The sequence below is a fragment of the Paludibacterium yongneupense DSM 18731 genome (genome assembly GCF_000422925.1).
Taxonomy (GTDB): Bacteria; Pseudomonadota; Gammaproteobacteria; order Burkholderiales; family Chromobacteriaceae; genus Paludibacterium; species Paludibacterium yongneupense.
The window spans coordinates 256668-280613 of sequence record NZ_AUGZ01000005.1; the positions used below are offsets into that span (position 1 = coordinate 256668).

At 62.0% G+C, this 23946-nt stretch carries 27 protein-coding genes and 1 tRNA gene; 13 read left to right on the forward strand and 15 right to left on the reverse strand.

Annotation, left to right across the window (positions count from 1 at the left end; all coding sequences use genetic code 11):
• Position 1: 1 nt before the first annotated feature.
• The 7 genes from G520_RS0103525 to G520_RS25185 all read right to left on the reverse strand — a co-directional run bounded on the left by G520_RS0103525 (position 2) and on the right by G520_RS25185 (position 5013).
• Positions 2 to 808, reverse strand: a complete 807-nt coding sequence (locus tag G520_RS0103525; RefSeq protein ID WP_028534451.1) for a phosphatidate cytidylyltransferase — start codon at positions 806 to 808, stop codon at positions 2 to 4.
• A 4-nt stretch (positions 809 to 812) separates the two neighbouring features.
• Positions 813 to 1496, reverse strand: a complete 684-nt coding sequence (uppS, locus tag G520_RS0103530) for a polyprenyl diphosphate synthase (protein ID WP_246542786.1) — start codon at positions 1494 to 1496, stop codon at positions 813 to 815.
• Between the two features lie 76 nt (positions 1497 to 1572).
• Positions 1573 to 2130 (reverse strand): ribosome recycling factor, encoded by a 558-nt coding sequence (gene frr / locus G520_RS0103535; RefSeq protein ID WP_028534453.1) that lies wholly within the window; start codon positions 2128 to 2130, stop codon positions 1573 to 1575.
• An 81-nt stretch (positions 2131 to 2211) separates the two neighbouring features.
• A complete protein-coding gene (pyrH, locus tag G520_RS0103540) occupies positions 2212 to 2931 on the reverse strand; it encodes a UMP kinase (RefSeq protein WP_028534454.1) in 720 nt (239 codons plus the stop codon).
• A gap of 88 nt (positions 2932 to 3019) precedes the next feature.
• Positions 3020 to 3892, reverse strand: coding sequence for a translation elongation factor Ts (gene tsf, locus G520_RS0103545; protein WP_028534455.1), 873 nt, complete (start codon positions 3890 to 3892; stop codon positions 3020 to 3022).
• A gap of 80 nt (positions 3893 to 3972) precedes the next feature.
• Positions 3973 to 4701 carry a 30S ribosomal protein S2 gene (gene rpsB, locus G520_RS0103550; RefSeq protein ID WP_028534456.1) on the reverse strand — a complete coding sequence of 243 codons (729 nt, stop codon included), beginning with the start codon at positions 4699 to 4701 and terminating at the stop codon, positions 3973 to 3975.
• Between the two features lie 144 nt (positions 4702 to 4845).
• Positions 4846 to 5013, reverse strand: coding sequence for a hypothetical protein (locus G520_RS25185; protein ID WP_169449811.1), 168 nt, complete (start codon positions 5011 to 5013; stop codon positions 4846 to 4848).
• 152 nt (positions 5014 to 5165) lie between these two features.
• Here G520_RS25185 and nudC point away from each other — a divergent pair, with 152 nt between their 5' ends.
• A complete protein-coding gene (gene nudC, locus G520_RS0103560) occupies positions 5166 to 5960 on the forward strand; it encodes an NAD(+) diphosphatase (RefSeq protein ID WP_028534457.1) in 795 nt (264 codons plus the stop codon).
• Here the strand turns inward: nudC and G520_RS0103565 are convergent.
• Together G520_RS0103565 and G520_RS21390 are read right to left on the reverse strand one after the other, a co-directional pair.
• Complete coding sequence (locus tag G520_RS0103565) at positions 5957 to 6442, reverse strand: YajQ family cyclic di-GMP-binding protein (protein ID WP_028534458.1); 486 nt, start codon at positions 6440 to 6442, stop codon at positions 5957 to 5959. The two genes, nudC and G520_RS0103565, sit on opposite strands and share 4 nt — an antisense overlap.
• Before the next feature lie 33 nt (positions 6443 to 6475).
• Positions 6476 to 7777 carry an EAL domain-containing response regulator gene (locus tag G520_RS21390; RefSeq protein ID WP_246542661.1) on the reverse strand — a complete coding sequence of 434 codons (1302 nt, stop codon included), beginning with the start codon at positions 7775 to 7777 and terminating at the stop codon, positions 6476 to 6478.
• Between the two features lie 239 nt (positions 7778 to 8016).
• Here G520_RS21390 and G520_RS0103575 point away from each other — a divergent pair, with 239 nt between their 5' ends.
• The gene (locus tag G520_RS0103575) at positions 8017 to 8586 is read left to right on the forward strand and encodes a thymidine kinase (protein WP_028534459.1); all 570 of its coding nucleotides are present in this window, start codon (positions 8017 to 8019) and stop codon (positions 8584 to 8586) included.
• A 37-nt stretch (positions 8587 to 8623) separates the two neighbouring features.
• On the opposite strand, the gene G520_RS24780 is transcribed toward G520_RS0103575, so the two are convergent.
• On the reverse strand, positions 8624 to 8842 hold the full coding sequence (locus G520_RS24780) for a hypothetical protein (RefSeq protein WP_156876858.1): 219 nt from the start codon (positions 8840 to 8842) through the stop codon (positions 8624 to 8626).
• 293 nt (positions 8843 to 9135) lie between these two features.
• Between G520_RS24780 and G520_RS0103585 the strand changes: the two genes are divergently transcribed.
• Positions 9136 to 9714 carry a LexA family protein gene (locus G520_RS0103585; RefSeq protein ID WP_028534460.1) on the forward strand — a complete coding sequence of 193 codons (579 nt, stop codon included), beginning with the start codon at positions 9136 to 9138 and terminating at the stop codon, positions 9712 to 9714.
• Positions 9715 to 9749: 35 nt separating this feature from the next.
• Positions 9750 to 9908, forward strand: coding sequence for a hypothetical protein (locus G520_RS25190; protein WP_169449812.1), 159 nt, complete (start codon positions 9750 to 9752; stop codon positions 9906 to 9908).
• A 122-nt stretch (positions 9909 to 10030) separates the two neighbouring features.
• On the opposite strand, the gene G520_RS21395 is transcribed toward G520_RS25190, so the two are convergent.
• Entirely contained in the window at positions 10031 to 10642 is a 612-nt protein-coding gene (locus G520_RS21395; RefSeq protein ID WP_051228956.1) for a PEP-CTERM sorting domain-containing protein, read from the reverse strand.
• Between the two features lie 619 nt (positions 10643 to 11261).
• A complete protein-coding gene (locus tag G520_RS0103600) occupies positions 11262 to 12230 on the reverse strand; it encodes a tRNA dihydrouridine synthase (RefSeq protein WP_028534461.1) in 969 nt (322 codons plus the stop codon).
• Positions 12231 to 12337: 107 nt separating this feature from the next.
• Between G520_RS0103600 and G520_RS21400 the strand changes: the two genes are divergently transcribed.
• The 9 genes from G520_RS21400 to G520_RS24270 all read left to right on the forward strand — a co-directional run bounded on the left by G520_RS21400 (position 12338) and on the right by G520_RS24270 (position 20477).
• On the forward strand, positions 12338 to 13408 hold the full coding sequence (locus tag G520_RS21400; protein WP_084637447.1) for an HD-GYP domain-containing protein: 1071 nt from the start codon (positions 12338 to 12340) through the stop codon (positions 13406 to 13408).
• Positions 13409 to 13549: 141 nt separating this feature from the next.
• Positions 13550 to 14086, forward strand: coding sequence for a peptide-methionine (S)-S-oxide reductase MsrA (msrA, locus tag G520_RS0103610; RefSeq protein ID WP_028534462.1), 537 nt, complete (start codon positions 13550 to 13552; stop codon positions 14084 to 14086).
• Between the two features lie 62 nt (positions 14087 to 14148).
• Positions 14149 to 15123 carry a potassium channel family protein gene (locus G520_RS0103615; protein ID WP_036665171.1) on the forward strand — a complete coding sequence of 325 codons (975 nt, stop codon included), beginning with the start codon at positions 14149 to 14151 and terminating at the stop codon, positions 15121 to 15123.
• Between the two features lie 121 nt (positions 15124 to 15244).
• Positions 15245 to 15901: a response regulator transcription factor gene (locus G520_RS0103620; RefSeq protein ID WP_028534464.1), complete on the forward strand. Its 657-nt coding sequence runs from the start codon at positions 15245 to 15247 to the stop codon at positions 15899 to 15901.
• Between the two features lie 9 nt (positions 15902 to 15910).
• On the forward strand, positions 15911 to 16786 hold the full coding sequence (locus tag G520_RS0103625; RefSeq protein ID WP_028534465.1) for an NAD kinase: 876 nt from the start codon (positions 15911 to 15913) through the stop codon (positions 16784 to 16786).
• Positions 16787 to 16810: 24 nt separating this feature from the next.
• Complete coding sequence (recN, locus tag G520_RS0103630; protein WP_028534466.1) at positions 16811 to 18481, forward strand: DNA repair protein RecN; 1671 nt, start codon at positions 16811 to 16813, stop codon at positions 18479 to 18481.
• 154 nt (positions 18482 to 18635) lie between these two features.
• Positions 18636 to 18723 (forward strand) — tRNA-Ser (locus G520_RS0103635).
• A gap of 530 nt (positions 18724 to 19253) precedes the next feature.
• On the forward strand, positions 19254 to 19460 hold the full coding sequence (locus tag G520_RS0103640; RefSeq protein WP_028534467.1) for a hypothetical protein: 207 nt from the start codon (positions 19254 to 19256) through the stop codon (positions 19458 to 19460).
• A 408-nt stretch (positions 19461 to 19868) separates the two neighbouring features.
• The gene (locus G520_RS24270; RefSeq protein WP_169449813.1) at positions 19869 to 20477 is read left to right on the forward strand and encodes a BON domain-containing protein; all 609 of its coding nucleotides are present in this window, start codon (positions 19869 to 19871) and stop codon (positions 20475 to 20477) included.
• A 152-nt stretch (positions 20478 to 20629) separates the two neighbouring features.
• On the opposite strand, the gene G520_RS0103655 is transcribed toward G520_RS24270, so the two are convergent.
• The 3 genes from G520_RS0103655 to G520_RS0103665 all read right to left on the reverse strand — a co-directional run bounded on the left by G520_RS0103655 (position 20630) and on the right by G520_RS0103665 (position 23841).
• Positions 20630 to 21244, reverse strand: coding sequence for an NIPSNAP family protein (locus tag G520_RS0103655; RefSeq protein ID WP_028534469.1), 615 nt, complete (start codon positions 21242 to 21244; stop codon positions 20630 to 20632).
• Positions 21245 to 21395: 151 nt separating this feature from the next.
• Complete coding sequence (locus tag G520_RS21410; protein WP_051228963.1) at positions 21396 to 23276, reverse strand: diguanylate cyclase domain-containing protein; 1881 nt, start codon at positions 23274 to 23276, stop codon at positions 21396 to 21398.
• A gap of 187 nt (positions 23277 to 23463) precedes the next feature.
• On the reverse strand, positions 23464 to 23841 hold the full coding sequence (locus G520_RS0103665; protein WP_156876859.1) for a hypothetical protein: 378 nt from the start codon (positions 23839 to 23841) through the stop codon (positions 23464 to 23466).
• Positions 23842 to 23946 lie beyond the last annotated feature (105 nt).

The following is a 23946-nucleotide window of genomic DNA, read 5'->3' on the forward strand; positions in this document are numbered from 1 at the left end:
CCTACAGTCCGCCCAGGACGCGCAAGGCATTGCTCACGGCCAGAACGGCAATCAAACTATCGATACGGTCGTAGACGCCGCCGTGTCCGGGCAGCAGGCCGCTACTATCCTTGATCCCGGCACTTCGCTTGAACCAGGACTCCAGCAGATCCCCTACGATACTGACCGCGGTCAGAGGCAAGGCCAGCAACAGCAGCCACCACCACGGCAAATCCAGATCGAGCCAGCCGAGGCGGGAAACAAGAACGGCATAGACCGCAACCGCGACGACCGCACCGGCGACGCCCTCCCAGCTCTTGCCGGGGCTGATCGCCGGGGCAAGCTTGCGCCGACCGAAAGCCTTGCCGGAGAAATAGGCGGCGACGTCGGCCACCCATACCAGCCCCATGACGGCCAGCAAGCGCGAGCCATGCGCCTCGCCGCCCGCACCACGCCATTCCAGCAGCGCAAACCAGGCCGGAAACAGCATGACCCAGCCGAGGGCACGGGCACCCCAGCCATCGCGCAGCGTCCAGCGCCGCGCCAGCCACAAGGGGGCGATCAGCAGCCAGAACGCCAGCCCGACACCATGCACCCACGGCGGGGCAAACCAACCCTGATGCCACCATAACGCAGCCAACCCCGTCCCCGCCAGCAGATAGAGCCGCCTGGATACGGACGAGGCCCCGGTCATGCGGGAATACTCCCACATCGCCAGCGCCACGATCAGCCACGAAAAGGCGGCCCAGGCAGGGCCGGAAAACAAGAACAATGCCGACAGCATCAAGGGCAACAACACCAGCGCGGTCAGAATGCGCGTCTTCAACATACGGTCATTCCCTGCGCAAGGAAGCGGGCAGCTGTTCGCTGGTTCGGCCAAAGCGGCGCTCGCGGCAACGGTAGGAATCGACGGCCTGTTCCAGAGCACGGGCATCGAAATCCGGCCACAGCAGGTCGGTAAAATACAATTCGGAGTACGCCAGCTGCCACAGCAGGAAGTTGCTGATGCGCTGCTCGCCTCCGGTGCGAATGAAAAGATCGGGCTCAGGGGCATACGCCATGGACAGCCGCTGCGACAGGGATTCTTCGTCGATATGGGTTGCACCCTCGGCGATCAGCTCGTTCACGGCATTGAGCATATCCCAGCGCCCGCCGTAATCGGCGGCTATGGTCAAGGTCAGCCCGTCGTTCCCGCTCGTCAGCTCCTCGGCGGCAGAGATGCGCTCGGCCAGTGCCGGAGACAGCCGAGCCTTGCTGCCGATGATGTGCAGGCGGATATTATTGCCGTTCAGCCTGTCCACCTCGCTTCCCAGCGCGCGCAAAAACAACTCCATCAGAAAACTGACTTCATCCGGCGGACGGCGCCAGTTCTCGGTGGAAAACGCGAACAGGGTCAGGTATTCGATCCCGAGCCGGTGGCAGGCGGAGACCACATCCCGAACGGCATCGAGCCCGCGCTTGTGCCCCGCCACGCGGGGCAGCAGGCGGCGCTTGGCCCAACGGCCGTTGCCATCCATGATGATGGCAACGTGCCGCGGCACGGCGCGCACTTCGGGTACGGCTACAGTCGTGCTACCAAACAAGAAAATCCCCTTATACCGCCAGCAGCTCGGTTTCTTTGACTGCCAGCGCGCGATCGACCTCGGCCACGAACTTGTCGGTCAACTTCTGGATTTCGTCCTGACCGCGGTGTTCTTCGTCCTCGGTGATCGCTTTGTCTTTCAGCAGATTCTTGAAATCGTTGTTGGCGTCACGGCGGATATTGCGCACGGCGACGCGTGCATCCTCTGCCTCGCCGCGAACCAGCTTGACCAGATCGCGACGGCGCTCCTCGGTCAGCATCGGCATCGGAACGCGAATGATATCGCCCATCGAAGCCGGATTCAGGCCGAGATCGGAATCGCGGATCGCCTTTTCGATCTTGCCGGCCATGTTCTTTTCCCACGGCTGAACGCCAATGGTACGCGCGTCGATCAGGGTCACGTTGGCGACCTGGTTGACGGGGGTGTCGTTGCCATAGTAATCGACCGTGACATGATCAAGAATCCCGGTATGCGCACGCCCGGTACGGACCTTGTTCAGGTCGTTTTTAAAGGCGTCCAGGGATTTCTGCATCTTCTGCTCGGCCGTTTTCTTGACGTCGTTGACCATGTTTGCTCCATTTGAAACAGGGAAAAACAAGGCGGAAAGCGGCCGTTGCCGTTTCCGCCGTTTCGTTATTCTGAATAAGACTCAGCAGTGTACCAGTGTGCCTTCATCTTCGCCAAGCACGACGCGCCTGAGGGCACCAGGCTTGAAAATGCTGAATACCTTGATGTTGAGCTTCTGATCGCGGCACAAGGCGAAAGCCGTCGCATCCATCACTTTGAGATTGCGACCGATGGCTTCGTCGAAGGTCAGGGTCTGGTAGCGGACGGCGTCCGGATTCTTCTTGGGATCGTCGGTGTACACGCCATCGACCTTGGTCGCCTTGAGCATGATGTCGACATTCATCTCCATGCCACGCAAGGAGGCCGCCGTATCGGTCGTGAAGAAGGGATTGCCGGTGCCTGCACCGAAAATCACGATCTTGCCCTCCTCCAGGTACTGCATCGCCTTGCCGCGCACATACGGCTCCGCGATCTGCTGCATGATCAGCGCAGACTGCACGCGGGCGACCATCCCGGCATGCGTCATCGCGTCCTTCAAGGCCAGCGCATTCATCACCGTCGCCATCATGCCCATATAATCGGCGGTGGCACGATCCATGCCCGCCGCTGCCGGCGCCACGCCGCGAAAGATGTTCCCGCCACCGATCACGACCGCGATCTGCACACCGAGATCGGCCACTTCCTTGATTTGAGCGACGATCTGCTCGATGGTGGCACGATTGATGCCGTAGCTGTCGTCGCCCATCAGGGCTTCACCGGACAGCTTGAGGAGAATGCGTTTATAGGCGGGGGCTTGGCTCATAGTAACCTCGAGTGGAAACGCTCATTCAATTTGCAAAACGGCACCCTGCAGGCAGGGTGCCGTCTTTCTTGCCAGATCGGAGCCGGGCTCAGATCTTGGCGGCGGCGGCGACTTCAGCAGCGAAATCGACAACCTTCTTTTCGATCCCTTCGCCCACCACGAACATGGTGAACGCCTTGACCGTTGCCGATTTTTCTTTCAGCAGCTTCTCGACGGTCACGTCCGGGTTCTTGACGAAAGGCTGACCCAGCAGGGTCACTTCCGCCAGGTACTTGGCGACGCGGCCTTCGACCATCTTGGCGACGATATCGGCCGGCTTGCCGCTTTGTGCGGCCTGCTCGGTGTAGATATGGCGTTCGGTTTCCAGAACCGCAGCCGGAACCTCGTCCTTGGAGACACAGATCGGCTTGGACGCGGCGACATGCATGGCGATGTCGCGACCCAGCTGCTCATCGGCGGCCTTGAAGTCGACGATGACGCCGATCTTGCTGCCATGCAGATACGTGGCGATCTTGCCATCGGTGTCGATACGGACGAAGCGGCGAACCGACATGTTTTCGCCGAGCTTGGCGATGGCGGCCTTGCGCACTTCTTCGACAGTCGAACCCGAAGCCGTGGCGACTGCGGACAGCGCTTCCACATCGGCCGGATTGGATTTGGCAACCGCTTCGGCAGCAGCCTTGGCAAAGGCGAGGAACGTTTCGTCCTTGGCCACGAAGTCGGTTTCGCAGTTGACTTCGACCATCGCGCCCACGCCGTCGGCGGTAAAGGTGGCGATCACGCCTTCAGCAGCGGTGCGACCCGCCAGCTTCGACGCCTTGGCGCCGGACTTGATACGCAGGATTTCTTCGGCACGGGCCGAGTCACCCTCGGCTTCGACCAGTGCTTTTTTGCATTCCATCATGCCCAGACCCGTCGCGGCGCGCAGGTCTGCTACCATCTTTGCGGTGATTTCCGCCATGCTAAAAACTCCTTGAATATATCCGTGGGCATTGGACTGGATTCAAAAAAAGGGGCTTGCGCCCCTTTCCCGCAATCCGTTTATTCCGCTGCCGTTTCAGCAGCGGCAACGATTTCCTGGATCGACTGTGCACGGCCTTCGAGCACGGCATCAGCGATGCCGCGAGCGTACAGGCGGATGGCACGGCTGGAGTCGTCGTTACCCGGGACCACGTACTCGATGCTGTCCGGCGAGTTGTTGGTATCAACGATGCCGATGACCGGGATACCCAGTTTCTTGGCTTCGACGATGGTGCCCTTTTGGTAGCCGGTATCGATAACGAAGATCGCGTCCGGCAGGCCCTTCATATCCTTGATACCGCCCAGCGAGCGTTCCAGCTTGCTCACTTCGCGTTCGAGCTCGAGCAGTTCTTTCTTGTTGTAACCCGTTTCGCCAGCGTTATCCAGAATGGCACGCTTTTCTTCAAGACGCTTGATCGATTGCTTGACGGTCTTGTAGTTGGTCAGCATGCCACCGAGCCAACGGTGGTCGACGAAGGGCATGCCCGCGCGAATCGCTTCTTCGCGGACAATCTCACGCGCCTGGCGCTTGGTACCGACAAACAGCACGCTACCTTTGTTGGCGGCGAGACGACGCACATACTCCTGGGCCTCCACGAACAGCGGCAGGGTCTTTTCCAGGTTGATGATGTGAATCTTGTTGCGGCTGCCAAAGATGTACTGTGCCATCTTCGGGTTCCAGAAACGGGTCTGGTGACCGAAGTGGACGCCGGCTTCCAGCATTTGACGCATGGTTACGGAAGTGCTCATGAAAAACTCCTTAAAGGGTTAGGCCTCCATCCGTGCAGACAACCCACCGGACCAACGGCGGGCACCCTTTAGCACGGATGTGCGTAATTTCTCTCAGTCAAAATCAGAAAGACGCGGGATTCTAGCACTGAAACCCGCCCCGCTTCAAGTGCGCGCCCTCCCCGACCCGCGCCGACGACGGCGCAAAGCCGCCACAAGTACCATTGGCGCCACACCCAGCGCCAGCGCCACCAGCACGCCGGCGGCAACCGAATCCTGCGCTGCGGACAGCATCAACACCACATACAGCCACCCCATCGCCACAACCGCCATTTTGCCCCCTTCGCCCTCGATCCGCGCCGGCCGCCTTGCCGGCGCGCATGACATCGCCGCCCCCGCACGGGGCCGTCGTCATGAACGCGACATTCTTCTCGCCGCAGCAGACTGTTAGAATCGACACAAACACCTACCTATGGAACAAGCGGATGAGTTTCATCATCACCCCCACTCCGGTCGCCGGCGCCCCCGTCATCTGGCTCATCTGGAATGGCGACAAGGTTCTGCTGCGCGCAGGCACGCTGCCGACGCAGCGCGACGCACTGGCGCTGACCGCCACCCGTTTCATCGGCATGGCGGGCGAGCATGCCTGCTTCAGTGGCGAGATCGTCGGGGCGCCCCCCGCCGATGCGCACTGGCTTGGCCTGCGCGAAGCCTTGCTGCTGCACGATTTCCCCATGCAGCAGGCATTGAGCCGCGCCCGCCTGCTGACCCTTTTCGACCGCCAGCACCGCTTCTGCGGCGCCTGCGCCGCGCCCCTGCTCGACAATGGCCACGACATGGGAAAGCGCTGCCCGCATTGCGATACCCTTTACTACCCCAAGGTCTCGCCGGCAATGATGGTCCTTATCGTACGCGGACGCGAGCTTCTGCTCGCGCGCGGGCCGCATTTTGCCGAAGGGGTGTACAGCGCGCTGGCGGGCTTCGTGGAGGCGGGGGAAACACTGGAGCAATGCGTGCACCGCGAAGCGCACGAAGAAGTCGGCGTCCACATCGAGTCACTGCGCTACGCCGGGTCGCAGCAATGGCCGTTCCCGCACTCGCTGATGCTGGCCTTTACCGCCGACTATGCCGGCGGCGAGGTGGTGGCGCAGGAAGAAGAGATCGAAGACGCGCGCTGGTTCGACATCGATGCCCTGCCTCCCCTGCCGTCGAAGATCAGCCTCGCGCACTGGCTGATCACCCGGACCGCCGAACGGATCCGGGCCGCCACCGGTCGCTAGTCGCGGAAATTATTGAACTGCAGCGGAAAATCGGTGATTTCCTTGCGCATCAGCGCAATACACTCCTGCAGCACATCGCGCTTGGCGCCGTTGACGCGCACCGCCTCGCCCTGGATGCTGGCCTGCAGCTTGAGCTTGGAGTCCTTGATCAGACGCACGATTTTCTTGGACAGCTCGGTTTCAATCCCTTCGCGCACGGTCACCGCCTGCTTGATCTTGTTGCCGCTGACCTTTTCGATCTTGCCGTTCTCCAGGCAGCGTACATCGATGCCGCGCTTTGCCAGCTTGCCCAGGACGATGTCCCGCACTTGTTCGAGCTGAAATTCGGCATCGGCGAACAGGGTCATCACCTTCTCGTTCACTTCGATGCGCGCATCGCTACCCTTGAAATCGTAGCGGGTGGACACTTCCTTGTTGGCCTGATCAACGGCATTGCGTACTTCGACCTTGTTGACCTCGGAAACGATATCAAAAGACGGCATAATCCAGAACCCTTTCATCAATGCCGACCGATTCTAGAGCCCCGCGCGCCGCTTGTCATCCACGACGGTGCGGCCTGGAACGACCTCGTGCGGCACGGCGACCTGCGCAAGGTCGTCAGCCGCTGGCGCCGCCGGACGAGGTGCCGTCCGGGCGGTCGGCGCCGGACGCCGCGCCGACATCCACGACACGAATGCCTCCGCCGTCATCGGACGCGCAAAAAGAAAGCCCTGAGCCTGAGTGCAACCATTACGCAGCAGACACGTCCGCTCTTCGTCCGTCTCCACGCCTTCCGCGACGGTCTGCAAGTTCAGTCTCCCGGCCATTTCGACGATGCAATGCAAAATCTGCTCGATATGCGGCCGGCGATGCACCTCCGTCACCAGCGAGCGATCGATTTTCAACTCGGTGAACGGAAAGCGGGTCAGTTGCTGCATGGTCGCAAACCCGGTGCCAAAGTCATCGATGGACAAGCCGCAACCGGCGAGGCGCAGGCGCGCCGCAATACCGATGGCATCGGCCAGATGCTCGACCAGGGCCGTTTCCGTCAGTTCGAATATCACCAGTCGCGGCGGCACGCCGGCATCCCGCAGCCGGCGTTCGATCTCGGTCGCCAATTTGGCGCCCAGCAGCGAACTCGCCGACATATTGATAGACAGCGGGAGCATCATGCCATCTGCCATCCAGCGGGGCCACACAGCCAGACACTGGTCGAGCATGCTCAGGGTCAGTTCGGTCGCCCAGCCATGAGCCTCGATCACGGGCACGAAGCGGGAGGGCACAATCAGCCCCGACTGCGGGTCTTCCCAGCGTGCAAGCACTTCCGCTCCGGTCGGCACGCCGGTAAGCAAATCCACCTTGGGCTGGAAATAAGGGCGGATCTGCCCCAGATCCAGCGCGCGCCGGACCGCATCGCTCTCGCACGGCGGCGGAAAAGAAACATCGACCGGGGTCCACACCCGCAGCAGAAGATCGAGCAAGGCACTGGCGATGATCGGCTTTTGCAAACCGCCCAAGAGCGGCAGCCCCAATTCCCGGCCCAGCATTTCGACCGAGGCGATCAACTGGCTATCCTTGCCCGAGACCAGGACCAGCGGCACGTGCAGGGTATCGTTCGCCATCTCCTGCAAGACCTGCACCCCATCCATCACCGGCATTTCCAGGTCGAGCAGAATCAAATCGGGCAGCGACTGGCACAGCTGCTCGAGCCCGTCCTGCCCATTGCGAGCGAAACGGACGCGCTTAACCCCCAGCGCCCGGCACAGATCGGCAGCCAGGGCGGCCTGGGCCGCACTGTCTTCTATGATCAGGACTTCTTCGATCTTCAGACGGATCATGCTTTCCCCACCTATAGACAAAGGTCCAAGGAGTACAGACCCGAGTCAGGATTGGCCGCATCGATCGCACTCCCATGCTGCACACGGCAGACGGAACAGAGGTAACGAGTGCAATTAAGAAACAAGACAATATTTATAATATCTAGAGAAATCATATAGGTTATTCAAGTGGGGCTTTGTACAAGGCACTGCATTTGCTACCATGCCGGGCAGCTTCTCTCCCAACATCAGAGACCGCCATGGCCAAGCTCTTCTATCGATATGCCGCAATGAACAGCGGCAAAAGCACGCAACTGCTGCAAATCGCGAACAACTACGAAACGCTGAACAAACGCGTCCTGCTCTATACCGCACGAATCGACGACCGTTACGGTGTCGGCATGATCACCTCGCGTCTGAACATTCGGCGCGAGGCGCAAACATTCGACGACACACTCGACTTTTATGCACAACAGTTCGAAAACATTGACTGCATACTGATAGACGAAGCCCAGTTCCTCACCCCGGCGCAGGTACGGCAATTGCACCGCCTCGTGCACCTGCGCCACATTCCTGTCATCTGCTTCGGATTGCGATCGGATTTTCTGGGGGAGCCGTTTCCCGGAGCCGCCTGGCTGCTGTCACTGGCCGAAGATATCGAAGAAATAAAGACGATCTGCGTCTGCGGACGCAAGGCGACCATGCACCTCAGGGTCGATGGCCGGGGAGAACGCTTGAAGGACGGACCACAAGTGGAGATAGGCGACGACGCGCGCTACCGCGCCGTATGCGCCAAATGCTTTTACGCAGGGGAAGACAAACCGGAATAATCGCCGGGCGCCCGCCGCAGGCGCCGCGGCACGCGCGTCAGCGGAACAGCCGCGGCACCTTGCCGGCAACTTGTTCGTGAATCTGGCGCAGCGCATCTTCCAGCGCCATGCGTACCTGCTCGCGCATCACGCCGTAAGTCACCCGATAGCCACACTGCCTGCAGCACAATACATCCGTATCCTCGGGAAGCTCCGGCCCCTCGATATCGGTGGAGCAACATTGTGCACATATGAGAAGGGGCGGGGTGCCTGCCATGGAGAAGCCTTTGAGTTGCGCCGGGAGAACCTCCCGCTGCGCTGTACGTGTCGTTAATGAATTTTACAGCCACAGCCGCCAGAGTCAACATCGCCGCCGCCAGGCCGGGTCGATCTGGATCATGAATCGGACGATTATTTTCGGCCTTGCCTTTTCATATGAATTCGTACACAATCAAACAAGCTACAGAATCAGTAGCTTGCCCGATAGCAGCAACGTCTACGGCCTTCTGCCCGGCGGGGTGCGCCCCCCCCTGAAGGCAAGGGCTTGCAACCGTCCGGAGGAAACGGAAGATGACACAAGGTGGCCGCCGCGAAGGCGCCGGCAGGAAATCGAGTTTCGGCGGCGACAGAACCGTTGCGATGCGCGTTCCCGAACCGTTGAAACCGGTGCTCGAGCGCTGGCTCGCCGATTACCGCACGCTGCGTAACACGAGTGCAGGCGATGCGCTTGATGTCCGCACCCTGGCCAACGTCCTCAGCGAACTGTCGCTCCCCGTGTTTGCCAGCCGCGTGCCGGCGGGCAGCCCGGTACCGGCAGACGAGTTGCGCGAGTCGGATATCGATTTGAACACGTTTCTCGTCCATCACCCGGGACAGACTTTCATGGTCACGGTCAAGGGCGACTCGATGCGCGATGCCGCCATCAACGACGGCGATCTGCTCTTGGTCGATCGCGCCCTGCCTCCGCGCCACGGCAAGGTCGTGGTCGCGGTACTCAACGGCGAACTTACGGTCAAACGGCTCGAGCTGGGCAAGACCGGAATGCGTCTGATGCCGGAAAACCCCGATTATGCCCCGATCGAGGTTGCAGAAGACGCCAGCCTGTTCATCTGGGGCGTTGTCACCCGGGTCATACACCAGGTGGTGTAAGACCGCTAAACGGTCATGTCAGCAAGGAGAAAAGCATGCAAACGCAAGCCATCGCTACCGAAACCTCGATCAAGATGAAATTCATGGACTGGCGCCGTCTTCCGCGGGCCTTCCGCGTTGTCGACGAGGGACAGCCCAAAGTCCTGGTATCGCGCCCGGGCCGCAATTACTTCGTCCCGGTCCAGTTCGTCTGAGCCCACGGGGCGCCTCCTGCCGATCCGGCCCGCGCCCCGTCCGGGGCGCACCGAATAAAAAACCTCCCCGGCAGACGCAGGGGAGGCCAAATCGGTACAGAGGAAACTCTGCAGTCCAGATTTCAGACGCTGCGCGCGAGCGAGAAAGTGCGCGAACGGCGACGCAGCAGCAGACCGACCAGACCGAGACCGACCAGGGCATAGGTCTCGGGCTCCGGAACCGGCGAAACCTGGACATTGTCGAAGGCGATCTGACTGCCATTCGAGGACACGAATTTCACGGTATCGACACCGTCGAAATTGAACTGGAACAAGGTTGCTTTCTGGGTAATCGCCACCGTCTGATCAAAAACGGTGCTACCGGCGCGCAGTCCCAGCACTTCGACCGAATCGTTTGCCAGCCAGGCTGACGTCAGATAGGCGCCGAAGAAATTCAGCTGCCCGGTGATGGCCGAAAACGAAGCGGGGAGCCCATAACCGTTATAGGCCACGTTGTTGCCGGACATGGTGCCACTGTCATAGCCGGTACCAATGTAGCCCGCGGTCTGGCTATCGAGCGCGTAGAAATTGGACCAGTTCAAACCTGCGTAACCTGACGCGATCGGCGTGTCCGTATTCGAAGTGAGATCGTCGAACGTGATGGTCTGAAGGTGGGTAGCGGCGAAAGCAGGCGCGGCAAGTAGCGGCGACACCAGCAATACCATGGCGGTTAGCGTTTTCAGCTTCAATTTCATGTCATTTTCCCATGCGAAAAACGAATGGGCCGGGGTGTCGAGGCACCCGATGGCATATCACCACCGTGCAGCGGATTGAACCGAGCTGCATGCTCCATTGCGGGTTAAAAGTCAGGCACAACCGTTGTCGGCTTGTGCTTAGCTGCAATTTAGCCGCTTCGCCGAGCGCGCTGACAGCGCGTCGCAACATTCGTTCGAAAAATACGAACGAGGCACTAGATGCAACGTTGTATTTAAATCGCCATACACCATGCCCATGCCATACCGGCATAGCCGCACAGGCATCGGTTTGTTCCCATGCATCCGCTTCGCAAGCACGGTCATATGTAAAAATCCCCATACCCGATGGTGAGTCATGCCGCGGGCAAAATGATCAGCGCCCCCCTGTTTCGCGCCTATACTGCAGAGTAAGCGCGACACGATACGGAGTCCCCGTCCGTGCAACGCAGGCAAAAAAAACCCTCCACTAAGGGAGGGGCTGACAAAATATCGGGGAAGTGTAATGCACGGAGTAGCAGACCCCCCTGCACTACATGCCGCCCCGTCACGGGCGGGCACAACATAATCCTATCCAGATATTAGAACCTTGAGTATGGGTAAGATTACTTAGTAAAGACGTTCAGATCGGGTCCGCGCATGCCTGCATGCGCAGCAGGATGGCGGCAATCGCAGTCGCATCGCGTTCGCGCCGGATCTGTTCGAACAGAACCTCCGCTTCGCCATACTGTCGCTTGAGCAAACCCAGCCACTGTTTGAGACGCGCCGCGGCATAGGGCGTATCGCCACCGCGTTGACGGCACTGCTCGAAAAATTCATTCAGCCACGGCAAGAACGCTTGCCATGACATCGGCTCCACTGTCTGGCCGCAGCGCCAGGCGGCAATGCGCTGCGCCAGATCCGGTGCGGAAATCAAACCGCGCCCTATCATGACCGAATCGCAGCCACTTTCAGCGCGAATGCGGCGGTAATCCTCCAGAGTCCACACATCGCCATTGGCCAGCACCGGAATCGAGACATGCTCGCGCACGCGACCAATCCAGTCCCAGTGCGCGGGGGGGCGATAGCCTTCGCTTTTGGTCCGCCCGTGCACCGCCAGGCTCGCCGCGCCGCCTGCCTCGATGGCGGCGGCGCACTCCAGGGCCCGGCTCGTGTCGTTCAGACCGAGGCGCATCTTGGCGCTCAGCGGGACATCGGATGACAGAGCGCGGCGCACCGAGCGGACGATGCGATGCAAAAGCTCGGGCTCATCGAGCAACACGGCGCCGCCGCGATGGCGGTTGACGGTCGGTGCGGGACACCCGAAATTGAGGTCCAGCCCCGCCGCACCGAACGACGCCGCGCGTGCGGCATTGTCGGCCAGGCAGGCCGGGTCGGCCCCAAGGAGCTGCACCCACAGCAAGGTGCCGGCCCGGGTGCGCGAGCCCTGCCCGAGTTCGGGCGCGAGGCGGCGGAACATCTTTTCGGGCAACAGAGTATGCGTGACCCGCACAAATTCGGTGACGCACAGATCGATACCACCGATGCGGGTGAGAATATCGCGCATGATGTCGTCGACCAAGCCCTCCATCGGCGCCAGGGCCACATCCATCGCAAACCCCTATCCTTGAGACAAAAGCGGGCATTGTAGACGTTTTGCCCGCGGCTTGCTGCGCGCAAAAAAACACAAGTCCTTGCTATGCTGATAAAAAGACATGAATGATCGGGGGCGATATGCCGCTTACCTTGCCGTCCTCACTCTTTGTCACTCACCGCCTCAGCCAGGTCGGTGAGAACGAGTTTCGCTTGAGCAAGAGCCTGCGCGACGCGCTCCAGCGCGGCGCGCAAACGCCGTTGCCAGCCGCGCTGACGGCGGCGCAGTCCTCTCCCCTGCAGGACCTGCCTCGCCTGGTCGAGCACCTCGACTCTATCCTGCACCACTTTCTCAGACTCGACCACGCCGTCGCCATGATCGAAGACATGGCCAAGGCCGTGAGCGAACGCGTGCGCAGCAATAGCGACGGCTACCTTGCCGCCACGCTGCTGGTGCCGCATCGCGACTATACCGCACGGCATGCCCTGCACTGCGCGATCATGGCCGTCCGGATGAGCGACGCGCAACAACTCGATCACGACGCCTCGCTGCGACTGGTCGAAGCGGCCTTGACGATGAACCTCGGAGCCGTCGACCTGCATAACGAACTCGCACTACAGGATGGGCCGCTCTCCACCCTGCAGCGGCAGACGCTACAGATACACCCGTTGACCGGATCGGCGATTCTGCGCGAGGCCGGCATGCGCGACGAACACTGGCACCAGTGGATACTGCTCCACCATGAGCAGCGCGACGGCCGCGGCTATCCTTTTGCCATGCGCGATGACGCTATCCCCCCAGTCGCTCATCTTCTACACATTATAGATACCATGGCAGCAAAATTAATGCCAAGAGTCTACCGCCCCCGGTTACCGGCCCCCAAAGCGCTGGGCCTGATGTATACCTCGATGCAGGAACCGGTGGACAGGGTGCTGGCCGGGCAGTTGATCAAGATCATGGGGCTCTACCCGCCAGGCAGCTTCGTTGAATTGAAGAACGGCGAGCGTGCACTCGTCGTCCGCGTCGGCGCCAACGCCGCCGCGCCGCTGGTATCGCGCGAACTGTCTCCTCATCCCCTGGTGGAAACATCGGCCCCGCCTTTTCAAATCGCACGCGCCATCAGCCAGATTCTCGACCCGCCCACTGCGGCACAGTTCGACACCTACTGGCGCCACGCGCCGGATGTGCCGCGATGAGATCGGGGGTCCGGCGGTGAGCGTTGCGCAGCTGTCGCGAATTCGCTACCCGAGCTAGCACTTTCGCCGGATGAACCTGCCATGCGTTCCGATGCATACTGATAGACTGCGCATTTGCGCGCCCTCTAACCGGAGATCACGATGGAACTAGCAACCGCCTACCTTGCCGGGGGCTGCTTTTGGTGCCTGGAGGCCATATTCACCCGCGTTGCCGGCGTAGAAGAGGTCACATCCGGTTATACCGGCGGCACGCGACCCGACCCCGATTACGGCAGCGTCTGCACGGGGGCGACCGGCCATGCCGAAACCGTGCGCCTGCGTTTCGACCCCCGCACGATCCCCTTTCGCGAACTGCTCGACATTTTCTTTACCATCCATGATCCGACGACACTGAATCAGCAGGGACATGATGTCGGAACCCAATACCGTTCGGCCATTTTCTACATCGACGATGAACAGCACGCCTGCGCCAGCGAGCTCATCGCCGAACTGAATGCCAAGGAGGTATTCAATGCCCCTATCGTGACCGAGCTATCGCCGGCCACGACTTTCTACCCGGCGGAAGACGAGCACCATCGCTACTTCGAACATCATGGCAGCGCCCCCTATTGCCGGGCCGTCATCGCACCCAAACTGAAAAAATTCTTGCTGCAGGAAGGGAGCAGACTCAAACCCTAAGGTATAGTCACGTCATAACAACCCCTGGCAGGGCTGGCGTCACCCGCCCTGTGCATCAGACCATGAACACCAAACGAACATTCTCCAGGAAGCTGTTCTGGCTTCTCGGCGGCCTGCTGATCCTGGTGATCAGCGGTACCCTCGGCTATATGCTGATAGAGGGCTGGGGGTGGTTCGACAGCCTTTTCATGACCATCATCACGCTATCTACCATAGGCTACGGCGAAACCCATCCGCTTTCGCCCGCCGGCCGCGCCTTCACCATTGTCCTGATCGTCTTCGGCACCGGCGGCGCCGGTTACGGTCTGTCCTCGCTGACCCTGCTGCTGTTTCAGGGTGATCTTCCCAACTACATGAAACGCCGGAAAATGGAAAAAATCATTGGACGGATGTCCAACCACATCGTTCTGTGCGGCCTTAGCCGGACCGGGCTGTACGCCTTGCACGAACTGGAACACTCGGGGCAGCAGCTGGTGGTGATCGAGCGCGACGAGTCCTCCTGTATCTCCCGCCTCGGCGAAAGCGACCTGCCCTACATCAACGGCGATGCCACCTCGGATGAAAACCTGATGGCGGCGGGGGTAGAAAGGGCGCGTGCGATCATCACCTGCCTGACGTCGGATGCGGAGAACGCCTTCGTCGTCGTAACGGCCAAAAGCCTGAACCCGAAAATCATGGCGATCTCCAAGGCGGAGTCGGAGAGTACGCGCAAGAAACTGCTGGCGGTCGGCACCGACCGCGTCGTGGTTCCCTCGCGTCTGGGCGGAATGAGCCTCGCCGGCCATGTCATACGCCCGGAGACGCTGAATTTCTTCGAACATCTGCACTCGCACTACCAGGATACCTTTCGTGCCGAATTGCACCACGTCGCCGCAGCCTGGGAGGGACGCACGCTGAACGAATACGTCGCCGACCTGGGAAACCCGCTGATGGTCATCGCGCTGGAACACCCGGGCGGCGAAGTCGAATTCAACCCGGCAGAAGACGCCGTGCTGCATGCAGGCTCGGCCATCATGTCGATCAGCAACTTTCAATGACCGGGCCGAGTCCGCTACCGCTTGACAAGCCGGAAGCGGGAGCGCCATATCCCGGTATCCGTGCGCGAGGCCGGCATGCGGCGGATGACTTTCGGCAATCATCGGGGCAAGGGGCTTGAGCATGACTACGACGACACCCACCGTCTACATCGTCGACGACGACCCCGCCGTGCGCGACTCGCTCGCCTTTCTGATCACGGCCCAGGGCATGCGCCCCTTGTGTTACGACAGTGCGGCCGCGTTTCTCGAGCAATACCACGAAGGCGATATCGGCTGCGTGGTGCTCGATATCCGCATGCCGCAGATCACGGGGCTCGCGCTGCAGGAAACCCTGCGCGAACGCAAGATCACCATCCCGCTGGTCTTCATCACCGGACACGGCGATGTCGAACAATGCAGCCGCGCCTTCAAGGGCGGCGCCATCGATTTTCTCACCAAGCCCGTCGACCAGGCGCGCTTGGTCGACAGCCTGCGCCGCGCGATACGCATCAGCATCCAGCAGCACAAGCAGGAAGTCGAGACGCAGGAAGTCCGCGCCCGCCTTGCCCGCATCAGCGGCCGCGAACGCGAAGTTCTGGAGCGTGTCGCGGACGGCATGTCGAGCAAGGAAATCGCGCGCGCGCTCGACCTGTCGCCGCGCACGGTGGAAGTCCACCGCGCGAATCTGTTCAACAAGCTTGGCGTCGCCTCGCTGGCCGACCTGATCCGTTTTTATTTGCGTGCGCTGGAAGCGACCGGGATGAAACGCAGCGAAGACGCCGACGCGGCGAAACGCTAGAATAGCGCCATGCAAAGCTTGTTCACTCACGTGGGCCTGGTGGCCCGGCACAGCAAACCCAATATCGTCGCTTCGCTGCGGCAGTTGGCCGACCACCTGAGCCAGGCCGGCATCACGGTCCTGATAGACGGCGAGAGCGCCACCCCGGCCGAAGCCGGCCCGCACAGGCTGATCGACCGGGTCGACCTGGGCAAGACCGCCGACCTTGTCATCGTGCTGGGCGGCGACGGCACCATGCTGACCGTTGCGCGGCTGCTCGCGCCGTATCGGGTTCCCATGGTCGGTATCAATCAGGGGCGGCTCGGCTTCATGACCGACATCCCGCTGCACTCGATGCTCGAATCGGTCGACGCCATCCTGCGCGGCGACTATGTACCCGAAGACCGCATCCTGTTGCAGACCTCGGTGCAACGCGAAGATGCCGAGGTCGTCAACGCCCTCGCCTTCAACGATGTCGTGTTCAGTCGCGGCGCCACGGGTTCGATGATCGAATTCGAAGTCTTCATCGACAACGAGTTCGTCTACAGCCAGCGCTCGGATGGTCTGATCGTGGCCACGCCGACCGGATCCACCGCCTACTCGCTGTCGGCCGGCGGCCCCATCCTGCAGCCGACCCTGCGCGCGATCACCCTGGTGCCGGTCTGTCCGCAGTCCATGAGCAACCGCCCGATCGCCGTCAGCGACGAGTGCGAAGTCGAGGTCATGCTCACGCGCGGCGTCGATGCCCGCGTGCACTTCGACGCCCAGACGCACTGCGCGCTGATGGAGATGGACCGGGTGCGCATCCGCCGCTACCGCAACCCCCTGCGCCTGCTGCACCCCAAAGGCTACAGCTATTACGAAATGCTGCGCCACAAACTACACTGGGGCGAGCGCCTCCTCTAACCCCGTGCACCGGATCCGACCGACATGCTGCTTTCGCTCTCCGTCAGAGATTTCGTCATTGTCGACCAGCTGACGCTGGACTTCAGCGATGGCTTTACCGTGCTCACCGGTGAAACCGGCGCCGGCAAATCGATCATACTGGACGCGCTTGGTCTGCTGCTCGGCGACCGCGCAGACGGCACCCTGGTGCGCGAAGGCGCCGAGCGCGCGGAAATCACCGCCCAGTTCGACTGTGCCGGCCGTCCGGAAATCGCCGCCTGGCTGGCCGACAACGAGTTGACCGGCGACGACGACGAACTGCTGTTGCGCCGCATCGTCGATCGCAACGGCCGCTCCAAGGGTCTGGTCAACGGTCAGGCCGCCACGCTCGCACAACTGCGGCAGCTCGGCGAATTTCTGGTCGACATCCACGGCCAGCACGCGCACCAGTCGCTGATGCGCGCGGATACCCAGCGCGGACTGCTCGATGCCTATGCCGGCGCCAGCGCGCTGACCCGCGATGTGCTCGATGCCTGGCACGGCTGGCAACACGCGCGCCACGCGCGCGAAGACGCCGAAAAATCGTCGCGCGAATCCGAAGTCGAGCGCGAGCGCCTCGCCTGGCAGGTGAACGAATTGACCGAACTCGCGGTGCAGCCCGACGAGTGGAATACCCTCAACCAGTCCTACACCCGGCTGGCCAACGCCGCCGAGCTGGTCCAGAGCGCCGAGCTGGCGGTCGACACGCTATCGGAAATGGAAGGCAACTGCCTGTCGCAGCTGGCGACGGTGCAAAACCGGTTGAGCAAATTGTCGAGCCTGGACCCGCGCCTGTCCGATACCCTGTCGCTGCTCGACTCGGTCGAGGCCGAGCTGCGCGAAGTCGTGCATGGCCTGCGCGACTATGCAGGAGGCATCGACGAAGACACCGCTCCGCTGCTGGAAATGGAGCGGCGCATCGAGACGCTGCTCTCGGTGGCGCGCAAATACCGTGTCCAGCCGCAGGACCTGCCGGAGAAGCTCGCCGACTGGCAAGCGCAGCTGGCAACGCTGGAAGCCGCGGTCGACATCGACGCATTGACGCGGGCCGAAACGGCGAGCCAGGCCCGCTACCGGGCCCTGGCGGAATCCCTGTCCGGCAAGCGCCGTCAGGCCGCCAGCGAACTGTCCAAACGCATCAGCGCCGAGATGCAGCACCTGGCGATGAAAGGGGCGAGCTTCGCCATCGAACTCGCTCCCCTGGCCGAGGCATCGGCCCACGGGCTGGAATCGGTCGAATACCTGGTCGCCGCCAACGCCGGCACCAGCCTGCGGCCCTTGGCCAAAGTCGCCTCGGGCGGCGAGCTGTCGCGCATCAGCCTGGCGATGCAGGTCGTGATCAGCCAGGTTGCCAGCGTCCCGACGCTGATCTTCGACGAAGTCGACGTCGGCATCGGCGGACGCGTGGCCGAAGTCGTCGGCCAGATGCTGCGTCAGCTCGGCAGCCGCTATCAGGTGCTGTGCGTGACCCACCTGCCGCAAGTGGCCTCCTGCGGCGTCCTGCACTGGCTGGTGAGCAAACACGAAGAAAAAGGGCATGTGGTCAGCCGCATTCGTGCATTGAACGCCGAAGAGCGGGTGCAGGAGATCGCACGCATGCTGGGCGGGGCCGAAATCACGCCCACGACGCGCGAACACGCGGCAGAAATGCTGGCGATGAGCGCCACGACCCCCTAGCCAAAACAGCCGCCAGCCGTTATATTGTCGACCTTGCGCCACGTCCGAGGCCGGCGCAGGCGGGGTCGGCGTCCGGCTTCGCACGGCATCGCATCGCGGAGGCTTGGCGAGTGGTCCAACCCGGCGGTCCCGCAACTTGCGATAGGTTGATATTGGAAGCTTGGCAGAGTGGTCGATTGCACCGGTCTTGAAAACCGGCAAACCGAAAGGTTTCCAGGGTTCGAATCCCTGAGCTTCCGCCAATGAAATCGACCCGTTACACAATATTTTGCGGCGGTGCATTTCTGGCCGCATGCCACGATAGCGATACTGAAACCCGGCCATGAGCCGGGTTTTTTGTTGCTCGCCGAAAACACCGTGCGGGCACAGTGCAAGCAAGCTGCCGCACCCCGCTCAAACGCTGCCGCCCTGCCCCCTCCCGGCGCACGCACTGGCACCAGCGCACGCCGGGCTGCGCGCCACTGCCCAGGCAGGCCAAGTTCTCTTTCTCGGTTTAGGTGTTTCTTCACAAAAAACGACCCCACCGGGGGTCTTCGATCGCCATCGGCCATCCCGCCTGACTGGCACCACACCCTCGGACACGCTCGGATGAACGATTTGCATCGCCCGCGCCGACGACGCTTCCGCAGTGCGCCGCACACTTGCGCCAGTGCCCGGGTGGCCCTCCCCCTTTTCAAGGTTTCATAGCGCACAGACGGGGCCGGATGGAGAGGAAATACTGGCCGGATGCTGGTCATCAGCATGCCCTTACTCTCACGATAAAGGAAATACCATGTCACTTGATCATTCCAACTCCAGTGTTGCGCATAAGACGGCTGCTCACGACCATAAGGCCTGCGCGGATCTGCACCTGAAGGCTGCCGAGAGCCATGACAACAAGAAGCACGATGACGCGAAGTCCCATTCGGCGAATGCCCTGCACAGCAGCGAAGCGGCGCACAAGCAGTCCAAGCTCGCCAGCGATGGTTCTGCCAAATAAGCAGGACGACGCCTCGCCTGCGCACTGACCTTGGCACGCCCACCGACGGTCGTCGGTGGGCGTGCCGTCTCCGGGGCGTCGCGGGTCGGGCGCTGCCGCGGGCAAGGCTCCGTGGGGAACGAAACAGGCATCGTCGCAAACCCGGTGCGTATTCCAGACGGACGATCCCGATGAAAAAGCGGCTGCCATTGCATGCCGGCCCTAGGCGCAGGCCTGGGTATGTCGGTCACCGCACCGACCCCGGGCCATGCCGCGGCTACGCTCAGTCAATCGTCATCTCCCTGCCGCGACCGAGCCCCGTGCGCCTCTTGCCGTTCACCGCTGCCCGGCGGCTCTGCCCCGCGTCAGGCCGAATCGAGATTCAACGCCTGCTCCCAGCCGCATAACGACCTCTTCTGGAGAATCATCATGACCTTGATCCCAAGCTGCAAGAAATCGATACCAACCCTCTTCATCATCGGCGGACTCTGCGCCGGTTTCGGCAGCGCTTTTGCCGCCGACGCCGCACCGGCAGCCACGAGCAGCAGCATGAGCAGCGCAGTCAGCGACGCCACCATCACCACCGAGCTCAAGACCCGGCTGATGCGAATGAAAGGGCTCAGCAGCACCCGCATCCACATCACCACGACCGATGGCACGGTCGAGCTCAGCGGGAGCGTCCGCACCGCACACGCCAAATCGCAGGCCATGGCCGCGGCGCGCAACATCGAGGGAGTCAGGCATGTCACCGACAGTCTCACCGTCTCCCTGCCTCACGGCATGATGCACAGGGCCGTGGCCAAGAGCGGGATGACGGTGGCAGACAGCTGGATCACCTCCAAGGTGAAATCGGAACTTCTGGCCGACAGTATCACCAAGGGCTTCACTGTCAGCGTGACGACGCACGCAGGCGTCGTGACCCTGGCGGGGCGGCTGGACAGCCAGGACGCGATCAATCGCACCAAAGAACTGGCCGACAGCGTCAAAGGGGTGAAATACCTCGACATCTCGGCTCTGGTGGTTTCAGCGCAGCCGTAAACGCAGGCGGCGGAAGCCGCCACGACGGCTCCGCATGCGCAGCGCTTGCGGAATGTGGCGACGGCGTCGAGACACAGGGCGGCCCGGATTCGGGCTCCGCCCCGCAGGGTGAAGCATGGGGACGATGCGCCGTCATGCCCCGCGCGCGCGTGTCAGTGCAGCGGAGACCAGGGTTGCGGCAACGCAATGGTCGATGTGGCTTCCAGGATATGTTCCGGGCCGCCTTGCGGCGGCCAGACGCCGGCCCCGTAGGCACTGGCGCGCAGCGCAGCGCGCTGCTCGAGGGAGGCGAAACCCCAGATATGGGTGATCCGTGGCGGTCCGTCCAGTGCGTACATATTGATCACCAGATGCTCTGTGTACGCTTTGGCCGGCTCAATCGCCTTTTCCCATCCAGACAGGGTTGGGGACAGCCCCCCCGGTATCAGGTGGTAGGTACGGAATTCATAAACGGGGCCGTAGGCGCGCGGCAGGACGGGCGGCAAGAATGCGAAGGGGGCGTAGCTCTCCATGCCAAGCGAAGTCAGCACCTCGCCGGCATGGAACGGGTTGGCGCTCAGAAGAGCGCGGCGACGCTCTGCGGCGAGGGCATCGGCCGTCTCGAAGCGCCGTAGAATCATCAGCCGGCCGAGCGTTCCGATTTCCGTCCGCCACGAGCCTAGCACCGTTGCGGTTTCCTGCGCATCGGAGACCCAGCGACGCGAGCACTGCGAGACCTCCTCGATAGAGAGCAGCGGGCAGGAAAGCGTAGAAATTTCGTAAAGCATGCCATACCCCTTATAGCCGTGCATCATGTAAGGAAATCGACTTCCGCTGGGCGAGGTCGTGGAACGACAGTACATCGATTGCGGCGGGCCCGGTGGCATGACATCCGTTCGGCCCGGCATCGCGAAGGGCTTACGGCTGCGTCGGCGCGAGTCAGGGCGATTCGCTGCCGACGCCTGTCGTTTTATCATCGACACGGTGAGGAGCAGGGAAAAACGGGGGCCGCGCAAGCGTCCCCGCCACCTCGCCCTCGTCCCTGCCCATCGGGCCATCCATGGGACTTCGCCGCGCGAATCCGCGTCCATGGCCACTGCCGTCCGCCCCGTTCTTGACGTCTGCGGTGTAGAACTGATAATTGTTGCGACCGCAGGCCTTGGCCTGATACATCGCACTGTCGGCACTTTGCAGCATGCCCTCCTCGTCCTTGCCATCGCCCGGATAGATGCTGATGCCGATGCTCAGCGAAATCTGCAACTCATGTTCGCCGACGCCATGCGGCAAACCGAAAGCCGCCAGCAGCTTGCCAGCGATCAGCGCGGCATCGCTGTGGTTCTCGATTTCGGCCAGCAGGATCACGAACTCGTCGCCGCCCAGACGGCACACCGTGTCGGTCGCCCGCACATTGGCCAGCAGGCGGTCCGAGGCCGACTGCAGCAACTGGTCGCCGATCGCATGCCCGAGCGAGTCATTTATCCTTTTGAAGTCATCGAGATCGAGAAACAGCAGCCCCACTTGCTTGCGGTGACGCTGCGCGAGTCCGATCGCCTGCGTCAGCCTCTCCTTGAGCAGCACCCGGTTGGGCAGGCCGGTCAGAAAATCGTGCTGCGCCAGGTGCGTCATCTTGCGCGCAAGCACCCGCGACTCGCTGACATCATGAAAAACGATCACGGCGCCGATCACTTCGCCATGGCGGTTGTGGATCGGGGCGGTGGAGTCCTCGATGGCCGACTCGCTGCGATCGCGACGCACCAGCAGACAATCGGCGGCCAGACTCACGGTCCGGTCTTCGCAAATGGCCCTGAGCGCGGGATCGGCCCCGGGCTGGCGCGTTGCGCCATCGACGATGGTAAAGACGTCGGCCAGCGGGTGACCGAGCGCTTCCGCCCATGACCAGCCGGTCATTCTCTCGGCGGCTTTGTTCAGGTAGTTCACCTTGCCCGCGATATCGGTCGTCAGCACGCCATCGCCAATCGAATTGAGCGTGACCTGGACCCGTTCCTTCTCCGCGAACAGGGCGTCTTCCGCCGAGCGCAACACCGCCTCGGCCATCTTGCGTTCGGTAATATCCTCGACCGTCTTCACGCGTCCGTTTTCAAACACGCCATCCAGCAACGGGGCACTGCTGACGCGGGCCCACACGACTTTCTTGTCCTGCTGCAGAAAACGGTATTCGGCCTGAAACGGCTCCTGCCCCATCGAAGCGGCACGCCACTGGGCCAGTACCCGCTCGCGATCCTCGGGGTGTATGCCCATGCTCCAGTTGGTCCCCAGCGCCTGCTCGAACGTCAAACCGGATATTTTCTGATAAGCCGCATTGGTATAGACGCAATCGCCGCCCGCATCGGCGACGAACACGCCGAGGGGTGACGCGTCGCTCATCGCGCGATAACTGCTTTCGGCATGGCTCAAGGCATGGCGGGCGACCTGGCGATCGACCAGATAGTGCAGCGAGCGCGGCAACCAGTAGGCATCGCTTCTGCCCTTGACCAGATAGTCGTCGGCGCCATATCCCAGCGCCTGGCGACGGGAGTCGGCATCGTCGGCGTCCACCAGGGCCAGTATCGCCGCCTCGGGCGCAGCCAGCCGCACCCGCTGGCAGGCTTGCGCCCCGTTTCCATCGGCCAGCGCGATGTCGACCAGGACGATTTCGATGCCGCCGGCGGCCAGCCGCTCCAGCGCCTGCGGGAGAGTGGACACCCATTCGACGCTGAACGACTCGGCATTCTCGCCGCCGCCCGTCAGACAGGATCGGATCTGCTCTGCGTCGGCCGCATCCTCTTCAAGCAGGAGTACGAAAGTCCGGTTTGTCGTCATCCAGAATCCCTCACGGCAATGAAAAAGTGCTCCGATAACGCAGGCAGCGGCGTAGCCGTTTCCCTGCGAGTGACAGCCGCCCGGCAAGCCGCGCATGCCCTCTGCATGCGTCTTGCGACGCCCGATCGGCGGCAGGGTGCGTGTCGTACGGGCACAGTGGCAGCCCTCATCCCGGCCGCTCATTCGTTCACTTGGCCCCGTTTGCGCTCGCATTTGCATTCGCACTGCAGATGATCGCCTCCATTCTTTCGTCCGAGACTTGCGCCTCAAGCCGCGGCGGCTCGCTTATCCGTGCTTTTTTGAGGGCAATCAGCAGCCCGAGCTCATCGACCGACATTTCATCGAGCTGCTGTCTCAGTTCGTCCCCGACCCCCCTCTTGTCCTCCAGCCGCTCCTGCTCAAGCCTGGGTGCCGCTTCCGACACCTGGCGCCTGACCGTTTCTTCATCCAGCAGCAGCAGGGAGTCCAGCGTCACGCGCTGGCTGACCCCGCTCTTGAGCGCCAACTGATCAAGTCGCTCGCGGCTCTCGCCGGACATCGTCACTTTGCTTCGTCTTCTAGACATGGGGTTCACCGGTATGAAAGGAAGGCGGCCATGTGCACGCGCCCATGGCCGTGGGCGGGGACGCCACACGGCCGCAGACAGGCACAAACGGGCGGGGTTGCAGCT